Below are 15,523 nucleotides of genomic sequence, written 5' to 3' on the forward strand. Positions count from 1 at the left end.
ATCAAATTACAGTTTTTAAAAAGGTTATAGTAAATTTACTTCCTCTATTTAGCTCACTCTCCACTCTTATACTACCATTTTGGGATTCTATAATATACTTACCTAAATATAATCCTATTCCTATACTAGTAGGATTAACAGAGTTTTCTCCCTTATAAAACCTTTCAAAAATCCTTCCAAAAAGCTCCTTTGGAATGCCTACTCCATTATCTATTATCATTATAGATACAGACAAAGGGGTCTCCTCTGTTTCTATTACTATAGTTCCACCTTCTTTAGTATGCTCTATAGAGTTTTTTATAATATTTGAAATAGCTTCTGCTGTCCATTCCATATCATGATTAAAATAAATTTCATCAGAACCTTTTAATATTATATTTTGATGCTTTTCTTTTGAACTTCCTAATAATCCAGTCAATGCTTTATCTATAGTTAATTTAAGAGAATTATTAGATGTTTTAAAATTTATTACACCAGCTTCTAATCTTCCAATTTTTAAAAGATTTATAATAAGCCACTCCATCCTTTTTAACTGCTCATCACTTAAAATTAGGAACCTTTTTCTATCTTCTTTTGATACATCCTCTTCTTTCATGAGATCATTAAACATGACAAGAGAAAATAAGGGAGTCTTTAATTGATGAGATATATCTGAAATTATATTTTTTAAAAACACCTTTTCTCTTTTTAGGTTACCCATTGATTCTTTAAGTCTATTCCCCATTAAGTTAAACTGATTTGCAAATATATAAATGCATCCTTCTTTATTATATTCAGTTAAATTATCAAATTTTCCCTCTATTACTTCCTCTGCTGCTATAGTAAACTTTTCAATTTGTTTATAAAGCCCTATAAATTCATTAGATACCATAATAAATGTTACAAACCCAAATAATACCATCATAAAAGTAATCTTTATAAAAATCTTACTATAGAATTTATTTACACTTGGATTTTTATATATAGCTAAGCTTTGGTCATAGGAATACTTACTAAGAACTTCTCTCCCTAAATCATAGTTTTCCCTATTGTTTAGAGTAAGTGAAGATATAACTTCCTCTTCTAATTCAGGATTCTTAGATAATATATTCCCTACTATTAAAGTATTTTGATCTATATATGTTTTATTTAAACCCTGCATATCTATATTTAAAAGCGCTAAACTTAAAATAATTACTGTTACTAAAAGAATACTCAAGTTTAATGTTATAGCCTTTATTTCAGGGTTTTTAAAATATCTTATCAACTCTCCTCACCCCTAACTTCTATAGACCATCTATATCCGATGCCCCTTACAGTTTCTATATATTTAGGTTTTTTAAAATCTTCCTCTATTTTTTCTCTTAATCTTTTTATATAAACATTTAGGGTATTAGCATCCACAAAATTACCCTCTATATCCCAAAGCTTTTGTAGCAGTACATTTCTTGAAAGCACATTTCCTTTATTTTCTACAAGTATTAAAAGTAATTTATATTCTGCTGGGGTTAATATTATTTCTTCTGAGTTCTTTGATACTTTAGCCTTAAGTGGCTCTATAATAATATTTCCAGATACTATTATAGCTTCCATAGAGTCTTTGCTATGTCTTCTTAAAACAGCCTTTATCCTAGATAAAAGCTCCTTTATTCGAATTGGTTTTATTATATAATCATCCCCACCTAGATCTAATCCTAAAACTACATTAGCTTCTTCATCACAGGCAGTCATAAATATCACTGGCACATTACCTTTTTCCCTTACTTCTTTACAAATATCATATCCACTACCATCTGGAAGCATTAAGTCTAAAAGTAAAAGATCAAAATCCTCTTCTTTTATATTAGCTCTAGCCTCTTTTAAGTTTTTTGCTTTTTTAACAGTAAATCCTTCTTTTTTTAAAGTATATTCTAATCCGATAGACAAAGTTATATCATCTTCTAATAATAATATTTTTTTCAAAATCATCCTCCTAAAGTCATAATTATTACCTTTGTAAAATTGATATTTAAGTGACGTTCTAAATCTTCGATTTAGCTAGCGGAACTTACTCCTACGTAGAGTAGCGCAGTAGCAGTTTCCTTTAGTTTATGATACTATAAATGCATATATATATAAATCAATAAATTCAATCCTTTTGTTAAAACAAATTATAAATAAGCTAATCCTATTTAATTAGAATTAGCTTATTTATAATTGCTTTTCAGCCCTTATATAATTATTCTTGAGCTCTTATATTTTCTACTATATTCATATTTTTTAACTTTCTTAAAGGTATCATGGAAGCTATTAAAGTAATCATTATAATAGCTACGGCTCCATACACAAATATGTCTATAGGCACCTTAGTGTTAATTTCTACAAAGCCTGAGGCGCTCTTTAATAAAAGCTTATATAATCCATAAGAAATCACAGTACCAATAATACTTGTTATTATACCATACAGTATCCCTTCTAATGCTACCATCTTTTCTAATTGTGATTTGGTCATACCTATAGCACTTAATGTGGCAAATTCATTTTTTCGAAGAAGAAGTCCTGTAGTTATTGTATTTATTATATTTACTAATGCTATAATTGTAACTATAATTATAAACCCATAAACAAATACATAGATTTGTTTTGAAGCGCTCTCTGTCTGTTCTTTTAAAGAATATACATCAGTGTAATTTGCACCATATTCTTCTGATAGGCTTTCAAGATATTCATAAATATTGTCTCTAGAAGCCTTATCTTTAAATCTTAATCCTATATTTTTTACTTTGTAGTCCCCAAAGGACTTTTTAAAATAATCCTCACTAAATATAAGATTCACACTATTATAAAAAAGTTTTTGATTAAAAGGGTCTGCATCTGCTATAGCAACTATGGTAACTTCCATAAAATCACCTTTTTCAAGAGCTTCTTTGCTTTCCTTTTCAAAATCAATTTTAATATCCTGGTCATTTTGTTCTCCAAGAAAGGGATGCTTTATGTTTGGTATCTTTATCTTATCTCCAACCTTATAATTTGTCATATCTTCGATAATTCTTTGTCCACCCTTATTTCCTTGTTTAATAACTATATTTCTATCTATTAATACTACCCCACCATTATTCAAGTCATTTTCATCTATCTTACCTTCAATTATGTGTTTTTTCATTTCTTCTAAAGATACATTATCGTAGGAACAATAAGATACTCCTTTTATATATACATAATCTTTATCATTTACACTATAAGATGTAGGTTTAACTGCTCCCGTATTCTTATAATACTCATCCCTTAAGTAAGAATTTTCTATATATAAGTTTCCTTTTTTTATAGTAGGATATAGTATTTCCTTTATTTCATCTTTTCCCTCTATATCTTTAATCATATCCTTACTTAAACCCTCATTGCTTTCTATAGTTGCTTCAGCAGGAATATCTATAAAAAATTGATTACCTGCATCCTTAGACAGTCTAACTAAAGATGTAAATACTACAAACATCACAAGAGATATGGTTAATGAAAATACAGTAATTAAAAATCTTTTATTGTTTCTCCTTATGTTTTTATAGGCCACCTCTCCTTCTATGCCGAATAAAAGTTTTATAAGTCTTGGTTTTCTTCTTTTAAATTTTTCTTTTTTTAGCTTAGCTGAGTTTTTTACAGCCTCTATTGGAGGAATTTTTGAAGCAGTTCTGGCAGGTCCCATAACTGATAGCATTATAGTTATAATGGATAATATTGTAGATATAACTACAACTTGTGGATAAAATCCTACCTTTGAAAAGTTAAATATAAAAGACTCAGATTTATTCATTAGCTTTATGGTAGTATAGATACCTAAGTATCCTGAAACTATACCTATAGGTATAGCAATAATGCCCATAATAAACCCTTCTTTAAAAACTAATCTCCTTATTTTAGAAGGGGTAGCTCCAAGGCACCTTAAGATTCCAAATTGATTTATTCTCTCAGCTACAGAAATATTAAAGGAATTATATATAACTGCCACTGTACAAATTATTATTATAGATAAAATCACTGCCATAATTTTATACATGGAATCATTATATAATTGATTTTTATCTTGAAGCATTAATCTAAGCACGCTATCATTAAACTTTATATCCTCTTCCTTTAAACCAATGCTACTTCCAACCTTTTCCCCTACCCCTCTCTTGTCCTTCTTTTCTTTAAGATTTGCATATACGCTATAATTCTCATTCTTATCTATATTAGACTTATTTATAAAAGTCATAGCATTATAGTTTTTTGTAGGAGGCTCTTCCTTGTCATAATAGTATCCTACTATTTTATATCTACTTTCTTTACCTTCTGATTTTAAATTTATATAATCTCCAATTCTTTTATCTAAAGTCTTTTCAGCCCTTTTCCCTATAATTATTTCATCTTGGTTTTTAGGTTCTTCTCCTTCAATTAAATTACCACTAAATGTATTGTAAAAAGCTTCACTATCATAGTAAGATAAATAAACTGTATACTTCTCATCAAAACCTTCTATATTAAAAAATGGATCATTACTAACTTTTGAAATTCCAAAGTTTAATATTTCAAAATTATTGCTTAGTTCCTTTAACTTTTCCCCTTTTACATTTGAGTAGATAACTTCATAATTCCCCGAATTCTTTCTTGCATTTTCTATAAGTCCCTCCTTAAGGCTATAAAAAAATGTTCCTATACCTGAAAATAAAGATACAGCTAAAATTATACCTATTGTGGTTAATATAGTTCTTTTTTTATTTTTCTTTAAGTATTTGAAGGTTATCTCATTATAGCTTTTCACTGACTATCACCTCATCACCTTTTATCTCTCCATCTTCTATAGTTATTATTCTATTAGCCATCTTCGCTATATTTAAGTCATGAGTTATTAAAACTAAGGTTTGATTATACTTTTTAGCTGAATATCTTAAAAGTTCAATTATCTCCTTAGAATTTTTAGAATCTAAGTTCCCTGTAGGTTCATCTGCAAGCACTATAGATGGCTTATTAGAAAGGGCTCTTCCTATGGATACCCTTTGTTGTTGCCCTCCTGATAGCTGTGAGGGTAGATGGTTTCTTCTTTCTTTCATGTCTAATATATCTAAAAGCTCTTCAGTGTATCTTTTATCTACCTTCTTTCCATCTAAAAGTACAGGTATCTCTAAGTTTTCCTCAGCAGTGAGTACGGGTATTAAGTTGTAAAATTGAAATATAAAGCCTACCTTTCTTCTTCTAAGTATAGCAAGCTCCTTCTCCTTTAAAGAGTACATATCAACTCCACCTAGCAGTATCTTTCCTGATGTAGGTTTATCTACCCCTCCAAGTAAATGAAGTAATGTACTTTTACCAGATCCTGAAGGACCTACTATAGCTATAAACTCCCCCTTATTTATAGTAAGATTAATATTTTTTAATGCATCTACCCTAGTTTCATCCTTTCCATAGCTTTTGCATATATCTACAACTTTTACAAGTTCCATGTTGCTCTCCCCTTTTCCTATGACTTATATATTTAAGATATCTCTTATATATTAAATGATAAAGCATTATTATTACAATTCTATAAATATTATTATTACAACTTTGTAATAATAGATTCTTTACCTTGTATGTAATTAATACAAAGTGTACTTCCTAAAATCACATTGACTTTTATGAAAGTTATGTATAACATTTATAATGAAATACGTGAAAATACTTAGTAAAAGGTTAGAATATTAAAACTTCTATAACTTTTAAATTAGCTAGGAGTTTTTTAAAGGTGTTTTGAAAATAAAAGACTGCAAATAATATTATTTGCTTTGGAGGTAAAAATGGCTAGAAATCAAAGCGTTAAAGGGAACTTTAATTACAACAATATAGAAAAAAAAGATAAGAATTTTATGTACAAAAACCTTGCTAGAAGTAACTGCTATAATTGTAACTTTTCAAACTCAAATTTTGATTATGTGAGTTTTAGAGGTGCGCATTTTAAGTCTAGTGATTTCTTTCAGTGTACTTTTAGATGGGCTGAATTTATTGGTACTAACTTAAAGGGAAGTAGTTTTAAAGATGCTATATTTGAAAATGCTATATTTGATTCAGTAAACTTAGAGGCAGTTAACTTTAAAGATGCCACCTTTATAAATACTGTATTTTTATGCACAGATGTAAAAAAGGCTAAAAATTTAGATAGGAGCAATCCTAATATCAAGATCTTTGATGAGATGCCAGATATAAAAATAAGTGAGGATTTAAGAATTGCCACTGAAAATGTAATGACAAATGCCCATGTAAAAGCTGCTAGGATTTTTGATACAAAGGACGGAGACCTGAATTTATTAAATTTAATGATTCTATTAGAACACTTTGATGAAAAGACTTTAATTGAAGGCTTACGTAGGATTCAACTTGAATTAGATAGAGATTTCCATACATTAAGTTATGTAATTAGACTTTTAAAGGATTCTAAGATAGATAAACCTTTATAGTACCATAATAACCATCAACCTATTCCCAGTAGCATTATGGTGTATAAACTTTAAGAAATATAGATTCTTACTTTACCCTATACCTATCTCAATACATAAAAAACCTATAAGACTTTATAACGTCTTATAGGTTTTTTATATTCAATTAATTATATTCTTATTTTGCTTGATCTGCCCAATCTGCTGGGTATGTTACATACATAAACTTTGAATAGTTTGGAACTGTAAAGTGAATTGTAGATGCTTTTGGTATATATATTATATCCCCTTTATTTCCTACAACCTTTTTACCGTTTATATCTACTTCTAAAGTTCCTTCTATTACATAGTCTATTTCATCATACATTAATGTCCACTCAAAGCTAGTTTCTTTCATTTCCATGATTCCACAACCAAGTCTTGGACTTTCTTCTACTGATACTACGTCTTTTAAGAAAACTTGGTCTCCAGCGTGCCCTGTATCAAATTTTTCTGGCTTAACTGTTTCTGTCTTTATTGACATGATACCACTTTTTGGTTCTATGTCTCTTGACATTTCAGGCTCAGCTTTTTTAGATACATCCCCTAATTTTTCTGTTATTAATTTTCTAACTATTTCTTCTATCATTGCTTCATTTAAATTTTCCATTGTAATCTCTCCCTCATAAGTTTTTATTTGTGTGATTTTAAAACCTACTAGACTTATAATTTAATATCTTCTATAAGTCCAGTGATTTCAAAATCTCTATCTTATATAATATTTAGATTTATATTAAGCTTTTTTAGTTTCTCCAAGGTTTTTAGTCATCATAACTGCTACTATTACTGCAGTTACACCACCTACTAATTTACCTACTATCATAGGAGCTATAAGTTCTGGATTAACTCCTGCTGCAAATCCTAGATGATCTCCAAATACGAAGGCTGCACTTACTGCGAAAGCAACGTTAATTATCTTTCCTCTTTCGTCCATATCCTTCATCATTCCAAACATTGGTATACTATTTGCAAGTGATGCTATCATACCTGCTGCTGCAACATCATTAATCTTAAGTAATGATCCAACTTTCATAAGAGGTTTCTTAAATACTTTTGTTATAAAGTGTACTAGAGGATACGCTCCTGCAAGTATTACAACAATATCACCAACAACACTTAGTCCTTCTTCTATTGGTGCCATACCTTTTATTAAAACAAGTCCTGTAGTCTTTTGTAATACAGCTGCTACAAGTCCTATAGTTATAACTATAGTTATAAACTTTCCAAAATAAGTGAATCCCTTTATCATTCCGTCTGGTGCAAACTTAAGTCCTATAACTATAAGTAATGCAACTATTATTATTGGTGTTAAGTTTTGAAGTACAACTAGTGCTGGAAGTCCTGATAGAAGTCCTCCTACGAAAGTTCCAACTGGTACTGTTATAATACCTGCTAAAACACCTTTAGCTAAATATTTTTGATCTTCTTTTTTTATTATTCCAAGTGCTACTGGAATAGTAAATACTATTGTAGGTCCCATCATTGCTCCAAGGATAAGTCCTGCAAATTGTCCTACTGCTGCATTTTCTGCAAGTTCTCCTGCTAATTGATATCCGCCCATATCACAAGCAAGTAAAGTTGTAGCAAACATTGATGGATCTGATCCTAATGCTTTATAAATTGGTACTATTACTGGTTTTAATACATTTGCTAAAACTGGTGCTAAGCATATAGCTCCTACCATTGCTAAAGCAAGTGCTCCCATAGCCATAAATCCTTCTTCAAACTGTTCTCCATATCCAAACTTATTTCCTAAAAGTTTGTCTATAGCACCTATAACTAAAAATACCATCATAATATATACAATAATTTCATTTATTCCCACTTATTACACCTCTTTTTTCATATTTTTATTTCTATAAATACTTATGTATTCAATTTTAAAATGCCTCATTAAATTTAAAGGTTACCTAAAAGAATTTCATTAGGTGAGGGGATCACTGAACTATGAATTATTTTATTAGGGTTTATATTAGCTTTTGCTGACTTTATACCTTCTTCAACACTTGATACGGAACCGTTAATTATAAAATAAGCCTTTCCTGCAATACCGTTTCCTAAAACCAATTTAACAATCTGAGTATCTGAGGCCTTTAAAGCTATGTCCAATGCCTTTAATGCTGATGTAACATTTAAAAACTCCATTATACCTATGGCATTAAAATTTACTACAATAGGTCTTTTCTTAAATGCCTTTATAATTTCTTCACTAGCATTTGGTATAACGGTATCTTCAACTAATTTCTTTTGATCTCCAGCCTTAGCCTTTTCCATGGCTTCTTTAACCGCTTCTACATCACCTGAAATTATGGTTAAAAACTTTCCAGGGCATATATGTTTAATCATCTCTACATCTACAAAGGATGCCTTTAGAAGTACATCACTAACTTCGATACCTCTTGATATACTACTAAATTCTAATATTCCTAAAGCTTTTTTCATACTTTAAATCTCCATATCTTTTCTTACTTTTCAAGTTCTAGTGTATCTATAATGCCTACTATAGTAGCATCTATTGGTGCTTTCTTTTCTCCAAGGACATGCCTTGCAGAGCTTCCTCCAACTACAATAACTTGATCCCCTGACCCTGCTCCTACAGAATCCACCGCTACAACCATATCTTCAGTAAGCTCGCCTTTATAATTTAGCTTTCTTACAACCAAAAATTTAAGCCCATTAAGGTTCTCATCTTTTTTAGTTGCCCATAAGTTTCCTGTTACTTGCCCTATAAACATATTCAGCTCCCCTTTCCCCTCCTAAGAGTTTCCTTAATTTTCTATATTAGTTTTTTATTTTAACCTTCTATTTTAATATCAATATTGTTTATTCTTGCAAAATCTTTTGCAAGTGGAGTTACTATAGAACCCTTACAAATCAAAATTTCATTTAATCCTTCTTTTTTTAAGTTTCTGATATCACTTTCTGATATTAACTTTTTATTTAATACTGAACTTAAACACTTATTATTATCTGAATTTCCTATCTTACAGCTTTCCTTAACTAAAGATTTTCCTAAAACTTCAATATTATTGTTTTCTTTAGTATTACCTAAGACAGCTCTTAATGATTTAAATTCTATGCCAAAAGATACTAGTTTATCTTTATAATTTTCAAATATTTTTAATAATGCTTTAGGTGATTTACTTTCATGCTCTTTATACTGTAATCCTTTTTCTAAAGCATATAACCTTTTACCTTTTAAAAGCATATCTATAATCATTTTTTCCTTAGGTGAATTTCCATATCCCTTTGATATATTAACTAATTCGTTATTAGAAAGATTTTGTATTAATATAATTTCATAAGAATCTACATCTTTCATAGTATCTATATAATCTACTGACATTTCATTTTGCTCTATTTTTCCCTTAACTACTTGGCATGAGTTCTTAGTCTCTTCTAATATTAATACTGTTTTTTTATTAATACTACTAGTTTCCATCATAAACTTAATTCTTTTCATGACTTCTTTAGTTATATTCTCTACTAATTCTTCGTTATTCATAAGTTCAACTCCTTTCATTAGATAAATTATTGTTTATCAGCACAATTAATTGCAATTCCTAAAGGAGTAACTAAAAATGGATTTAATGGTTTAATGGTTTCTATGCCTGTTTCTTTTTGAATTACTTTTTCAAAATTCTTTAAACAACAGGTACCACCAACTAAATAAATTTTATCTACATCGAATGCTTTTATATGTGTGTTAATAATAGATGCTACCTTTTGAATAACAGGAGTTACCATATGAAATATCTCTTCTTGATTTTTAGTACTCTTTTTCTTTTCTTCTGCCTCTTCAAATGGAATCTTATATGCACCTGCAATTACCAAAGATAACTGTGTACCTCCTGTAGCTTCATCTGCGGTATATATAACCTTTCCATCTTTAAATATGGAAAGGCCTGTAGTACCACCACCTACATCTACAACTACTCCATTATCAATTTGTAATACAGCATTTGCAGCTGTTGGTTCATCTTCTACAGATATAACTTCCATACCCGCACCTTCAACTACATAAGAATGAGTCTTTATGTCTCTTTCATCAGTTCCCGGTGGCACAGCTATTGCAGCATTTGTAAGTTCGATGCCTATTTTATCTTCAATTTTTCTTTTAAGCTCTTTTACTATTTTAGTAGCTCCAATAAAATCTACAACTAAGCCATCTCTAACCACTTGTGCAAATTGCATTTCGCAGGCTACTGGCCTTTTTTTGTCATCTAAAACTACTATAACAATATACGCTGTACCTAAGTCTACACCTACATAAAGTTTTTCATCTTTATTAACTTTTCTTGGTTTTTTTATTGAGCTTTCAACTTCTTTTATAATGGTATCAACTCTACCTAAATTCATCATAATTAACCTCTTTATTTAAGTATTTCACCACGAATATTCTTAACAAATCCGCATGCATTTGCCTCATCATAGTCTATGTGAATTACTGTACTAAATTTATCACTTACTCTAACGGCTACCTCATCAAAAATTAAGCTTCTATCACCACTCACTTTAACTTTAATAATATCTTTGTCCTTTACTCCATATTTTGCTGCATCTTCTGGAGTTATATGAATATGTCTTTTTGCAACTATTACACCTTCTTCGAGTCTTATAGCTGCAGTTTTAGTAGCTAAACTTACAGCTGCACTTTCTTTTGTAGATCCTGACATTCTAACTGGAGCATTAACTCCTATTGAAACCGCATCACTTTTAGAAAGTTCAACCTGTGTTGTTTTTCTTATAGGTCCTAATACAGCAACATTTTGCATTACACCCTTTGGTCCTATTACAGTTACCTTTTCTTCGCAAAGATACTGTCCTGGTTGGGATAAGTCTCTTGCTTTCTTTAGTTCATATCCAGGTCCAAATAATGTATCAACATCCTTCCTTGAAAGATGAACATGTTTTCCTGATGCTTCTATTAGTATACCCTTATCTTCTGGTTTTTCTTTTAATCTTTTTAAAACTTCGGCTATTATATAATTAACTTCAATATTTGATATTTCCATTTTCTTCACCTCTTATTTGTACTTTCCAGAAACGACTTTACACATCATGACATAAAAACAACTACTAAGCCTATTCATGGCTAGAGCTATATCATTTCTTGAAAGTTCACCGTCCTCATTTTTAAATGCATTAAAGGCTACTATCTCTACTTCTCTGCTTTCAGTTCTTAATCTATTTAATTCTACAACTACGTCTCCCATTTTATAACTTGGATATATTATATGATCAGTGTTTAGATACTTTTTAGGATCATGAGAATACGCTCTTAACTCTTTTTCAGAGAGTCCTATAAGATTAACCATTGGCAATGGTTTTTCTGTCACTTCACATTCTAATATCTTTCTTACGTAATCTAAAATTTCTTCTAAATCCTTTAAAACTAACTTTTCATCTAAATTTTTACATAAGATTTGTGCTCTTAATATTTTAGATTGTAGTGAGTCAAGTCTGCCCCTTAAAACTATTCTCCTATGATCTTTACATACTAGCTTATTTCCATTAAGCTGAGTCATATGCTCTGGCTTATCTTCAAAAAATCCACCATCTATATGTTCATATCTAGGATTAAATGTTTTTTCTTTAAGTTCTAATGCATTTGAACTTTTAATAGTCTCATTAACTTTTATATCATTGTTGTAAACTAATTTTATCTTTTTGTCTTGTAAATATTGCTTCGCGGATGGGGTTATTATAACTCCCTTTTCCACTATATACTCACTGACATTTTGATTTTTAAGTTTACTTCTAAGTGTACTCTCTGTTAAAACACTCATTATTTCACATCCTTTATAAGATGTTTTATTATTATTTTAATCATGCCCATGACCAATAAGATATAAGTTCATGAGCATGATATAATAGTTTACAAAATATTTTTTATATTTTTATTTTATAATTCGGATTTTGGAAGTAAAACTTCAACTTCACTATGTGGTCTTGGTATTACATGAACAGAGATTAATTCTCCAACTCTTTCAGCAGCAGCAGCTCCTGCATCTGTAGCAGCTTTAACAGCTCCAACGTCACCTCTTACCATTACTGTAACAAGTCCTGCACCTATTTGCTCTTTACCTATTAAAGTTACATTTGCAGCCTTAACCATTGCGTCTGCAGCCTCTATTGCCCCTACTAATCCTTTAGTTTCTATCATTCCTAATGCGTTCATATTTGCCATTTTGAATTCCTCCTAATATTTATTATTATTTTTTTGTTATTTATAATTTATAATCTTAAGAAAGTGCTGATAGTTGTTCAACAACTTTTCTTATTATTAGCTCTAATTGATCCTTAGACATTGAAGTTTCATTTGAATTAACTTCTGAAGTAGTACCTGTAATCTCTTCTTGCTCTTTAACTCCAAAAGCAACTCTTTTAATGTCTAGTAAGTTTAAAGGTCCTATATTGTCAGAAGTTGAACTTCCTCCAATAGCTCCACAACCTAATGTAAGTGCTGGGACAAGATTAGTTGTTGCTCCTAATCCTCCAAAAGTACCTGAAGTATTAATAAGCAATCTAGATACTGGCATTCTAAGTGCAAAAGCTTTTATAACTTCTTTATCTTCTGTATGAAGTGTTGATGTGTGTCCTTTTCCTTCATTCATTAATATTTCTATACAAAGCTTAATTGCTGCCTCTAGGTTATCTACTGTATAAAAAGCTAATATAGGTGTAAGCTTTTCTCTTGAGTAAGGGTTATTTTTACCTACTGTATTTTCTTCAGAAATTAATACTCTAGCACCCTCTTTAACATTAAGGCCAGACATTTCAGCAAGTTTTTTTACACTCTTACCAACTATTTGTGGATTCATAGTTCCATTAGCTCTTAGTATAAACTTCCCAAGCTTTTTGGATTCAACTTCATTTAAGAAGTAAGCTCCTTGTTTTATAAGCTCTTCTTTAACAGCTTCTTTCATGCAATTTTCAACAACTATTGATTGTTCTGATGCACAAATTACTCCGTTATCAAAAGTCTTACTATCAAGTATTCTTTTAACAGCTAATTTAACATCTGCTGATTTATCTATAAATGATGGTCCATTTCCAGGTCCAACTCCTATAGCAGGTGTTCCTGAACTATATGCAGCCTTTACCATTGCTTCTCCACCTGTAGCTAATATAAGTGCTGTATCGTTATGTTTCATAAGTTCTGTAGTTGCAGGAAGTGAAGGCATTGTTGTAACCCCTATTAGTCCTTCTGGTGCTCCAGCCTTAGTTGCTGCATCACTTAATATTTTTGCTGTTTCAACAATACAATTTTTAGCATTTGGATGTGCTGAAATTACTACAGAATTTCCTGATTTTATTGAAATCAACGTTTTATAAATTGTTGTTGATGTTGGATTAGTTGATGGTATAAGAGCTGCTATGACTCCAAGTGATACACCAACTTCAAAGTACTTATCTGCATCATTTTCTTTTATTATTCCAACTGTTTTTAAATCTTTTATACTTTCATAAACTACTCTGCTTGCAAAAGTATTCTTTACTACTTTATCTTGCCATATTCCAAATCCAGTTTCTTCATGAGCCATTTTAGCAAGTTTTACAGCTTCTTTTTCAGCAGCTTCTGCTACGGCTTTAACTATTGAATCAACCTTTGATTGAGAAAATGTTTTGTATATATCATGGGCCTTTTTAGCCTTAGATATAAGTGTTCTTGTTTCTTGTAATGATAATAAATCTTTATCTAAAAGTTCCATATCTCATACTCCTCTATTTCTCATTAAGAATAGCTTTTATCAGTTCATCTTTTTTACTAAACTTAATTTGTTTTTTAGTCAAAGAAAACTTGTGATTTTCTTTTAATACTCTAGCCATAGTCCTAAGCTCTTGAACTTTTAATGCCTCTAATTGCTTTTCTGACATTTTTATAATTTCTTCAACTTCAAACCCTTGGTTCAAGCCTCCATCTTTATTCTCTAAATCTTCTTTAATAACTATCTCTTTTTTAATGACTTCTTCTGTCTTTTCTTGCTTCTCAGTCTTTTCCAAGTCATTTATTTGCAAATCATCTGTTTCTTTTGATTTATTTATAGATTCTGTTACATTCTGAACTTTAGAGACTACATGAATATTTTCTTTTTCTAAATCTTTTACTTGATCATTATGATCTTTATAAAACATACCTAAAACCTGATCATCGGTTCTAGCTATTACATTGGCACTTCTTAAAGTTCCTATCCTATCTATTGCTATGCATGCAGCTTCCACTGCAGCTTTTACAGATGATACATCTCCTGTAATTATAACGGTAACTATTCCACTGCTTATAAATTCACAGCTAACAAGCTCTACATTGGCAGATTTCAAAGCTACATCAAGGCCTTCTACAGCAGCAACAAATCCATAAGTTTCTAAAAACCCCAAGGTGGATTTATTCATATCTTTCACCTAATCTTAGTATTCTTTAGGGTTTTCTGCTACAAATTTAACTGCTGATGCGAAAGCTTCGCAAGCTGCCTTACATGCTGATTGGCTTCCTGTTAAAAGTGCTCCACCAAAGTTAGTTTCAGATGGTGGGCCAAAGAATGCCTTAAGATCAACTGCTGCCGCTTTCATAGCTGCATCTAATGCATACATTGCTTCTAGTGGTGGAGCTATTAGATAAGCTAATGCTTCGCCTTCTTTTATTCCTGCTGTCTTAGAAAGGTATGAACCTGTTCTTGATATACATTGTGCATAGTATGGAATTGAGTCATCATCATTGGCACTATAAAATGTAGCAACACCACTTTCTATAAAGTCAACGGTTGTATTAATTCCACTTCTAACTTCTGCTGGGCTAGGTCCTGCTAATATTCCTATAACTTCACCTGCAAGTTTACTATTAGCATTTGCAGCTCCTGCATATAAGGATTTAGCATAAACTACTTCAACCTCTACAGATTTAGTAGCTTCATCTAAAGCTGTATAAGTAACATCATCACAATCTGATGTTATGATTCCTATGCTCTTATGTTCTGGTTTCAAATTAAGTTCTCTAGCCATATCAGCACTTACATTAGGTATTAACTTAACGCTTAATACTGATGGACGAAGTTGATCGTTTTTCATAATAATATCCTCCT

17 protein-coding genes are annotated in these 15,523 nt (G+C 30.5%); 1 reads left to right on the plus strand and 16 read right to left on the minus strand.

Annotation, left to right across the window (positions count from 1 at the left end; genetic code table 11):
* Window position 1: 1 nt before the first annotated feature.
* From BV55_RS0102420 to BV55_RS0102435, 4 genes are all read right to left on the minus strand, one after another.
* The gene (locus BV55_RS0102420) at window positions 2-1,246 is read right to left on the minus strand and encodes a sensor histidine kinase (RefSeq protein WP_029451156.1); all 1,245 of its coding nucleotides are present in this window, start codon (window positions 1,244-1,246) and stop codon (window positions 2-4) included.
* Window positions 1,243-1,941 carry a response regulator transcription factor gene (locus BV55_RS0102425; RefSeq protein ID WP_029451157.1) on the minus strand — a complete coding sequence of 233 codons (699 nt, stop codon included), beginning with the start codon at window positions 1,939-1,941 and terminating at the stop codon, window positions 1,243-1,245. The genes BV55_RS0102420 and BV55_RS0102425 overlap by 4 nt, the downstream gene beginning before the upstream one ends.
* Before the next feature lie 256 nt (window positions 1,942-2,197).
* Entirely contained in the window at window positions 2,198-4,753 is a 2,556-nt protein-coding gene (locus BV55_RS0102430; protein ID WP_029451158.1) for an ABC transporter permease, read from the minus strand.
* Window positions 4,740-5,432 (minus strand): ABC transporter ATP-binding protein, encoded by a 693-nt coding sequence (locus BV55_RS0102435; RefSeq protein WP_029451160.1) that lies wholly within the window; start codon window positions 5,430-5,432, stop codon window positions 4,740-4,742. The genes BV55_RS0102430 and BV55_RS0102435 overlap by 14 nt, the downstream gene beginning before the upstream one ends.
* A 333-nt stretch (window positions 5,433-5,765) precedes the next feature.
* Between BV55_RS0102435 and BV55_RS0102440 the strand changes: the two genes are divergently transcribed.
* Entirely contained in the window at window positions 5,766-6,422 is a 657-nt protein-coding gene (locus tag BV55_RS0102440) for a pentapeptide repeat-containing protein (protein ID WP_029451161.1), read from the plus strand.
* A 157-nt stretch (window positions 6,423-6,579) separates the two neighbouring features.
* On the opposite strand, the gene BV55_RS0102445 is transcribed toward BV55_RS0102440, so the two are convergent.
* The 12 genes from BV55_RS0102445 to eutL all read right to left on the minus strand — a co-directional run bounded on the left by BV55_RS0102445 (window position 6,580) and on the right by eutL (window position 15,509).
* A complete protein-coding gene (locus tag BV55_RS0102445; RefSeq protein ID WP_029451162.1) occupies window positions 6,580-7,050 on the minus strand; it encodes a cupin domain-containing protein in 471 nt (156 codons plus the stop codon).
* 123 nt (window positions 7,051-7,173) lie between these two features.
* Window positions 7,174-8,265, minus strand: a complete 1,092-nt coding sequence (gene eutH, locus BV55_RS0102450; protein WP_029451163.1) for an ethanolamine utilization protein EutH — start codon at window positions 8,263-8,265, stop codon at window positions 7,174-7,176.
* A gap of 74 nt (window positions 8,266-8,339) precedes the next feature.
* On the minus strand, window positions 8,340-8,882 hold the full coding sequence (locus BV55_RS0102455) for a BMC domain-containing protein (protein ID WP_029451164.1): 543 nt from the start codon (window positions 8,880-8,882) through the stop codon (window positions 8,340-8,342).
* 23 nt (window positions 8,883-8,905) lie between these two features.
* On the minus strand, window positions 8,906-9,175 hold the full coding sequence (locus tag BV55_RS0102460; RefSeq protein ID WP_029451165.1) for a EutN/CcmL family microcompartment protein: 270 nt from the start codon (window positions 9,173-9,175) through the stop codon (window positions 8,906-8,908).
* Between the two features lie 59 nt (window positions 9,176-9,234).
* Window positions 9,235-9,945, minus strand: a complete 711-nt coding sequence (locus BV55_RS0102465; RefSeq protein WP_029451166.1) for a TIGR02536 family ethanolamine utilization protein — start codon at window positions 9,943-9,945, stop codon at window positions 9,235-9,237.
* Between the two features lie 26 nt (window positions 9,946-9,971).
* Window positions 9,972-10,802 carry an ethanolamine utilization protein EutJ gene (eutJ, locus tag BV55_RS0102470; protein ID WP_029451167.1) on the minus strand — a complete coding sequence of 277 codons (831 nt, stop codon included), beginning with the start codon at window positions 10,800-10,802 and terminating at the stop codon, window positions 9,972-9,974.
* 11 nt (window positions 10,803-10,813) lie between these two features.
* A complete protein-coding gene (eutD, locus tag BV55_RS0102475; RefSeq protein WP_035794216.1) occupies window positions 10,814-11,455 on the minus strand; it encodes an ethanolamine utilization phosphate acetyltransferase EutD in 642 nt (213 codons plus the stop codon).
* A gap of 12 nt (window positions 11,456-11,467) precedes the next feature.
* Window positions 11,468-12,229 (minus strand): cobalamin adenosyltransferase, encoded by a 762-nt coding sequence (locus BV55_RS0102480; RefSeq protein WP_029451169.1) that lies wholly within the window; start codon window positions 12,227-12,229, stop codon window positions 11,468-11,470.
* Between the two features lie 116 nt (window positions 12,230-12,345).
* A complete protein-coding gene (gene eutM, locus BV55_RS0102485) occupies window positions 12,346-12,630 on the minus strand; it encodes an ethanolamine utilization microcompartment protein EutM (protein WP_029451170.1) in 285 nt (94 codons plus the stop codon).
* Window positions 12,631-12,685: 55 nt separating this feature from the next.
* Window positions 12,686-14,155: an acetaldehyde dehydrogenase (acetylating) gene (locus BV55_RS0102490; protein ID WP_051652376.1), complete on the minus strand. Its 1,470-nt coding sequence runs from the start codon at window positions 14,153-14,155 to the stop codon at window positions 12,686-12,688.
* Window positions 14,156-14,168: 13 nt separating this feature from the next.
* Window positions 14,169-14,837 (minus strand): BMC domain-containing protein, encoded by a 669-nt coding sequence (locus tag BV55_RS0102495; protein ID WP_029451172.1) that lies wholly within the window; start codon window positions 14,835-14,837, stop codon window positions 14,169-14,171.
* Window positions 14,838-14,852: 15 nt separating this feature from the next.
* A complete protein-coding gene (eutL, locus tag BV55_RS0102500; protein WP_029451173.1) occupies window positions 14,853-15,509 on the minus strand; it encodes an ethanolamine utilization microcompartment protein EutL in 657 nt (218 codons plus the stop codon).
* Between the last annotated feature and the right edge of the window lie 14 nt (window positions 15,510-15,523).

Origin of the sequence: Clostridium algidicarnis (genome assembly GCF_000703125.1) — a bacterium.
Taxonomy (GTDB): domain Bacteria; phylum Bacillota; class Clostridia; order Clostridiales; family Clostridiaceae; genus Clostridium_L; species Clostridium_L algidicarnis.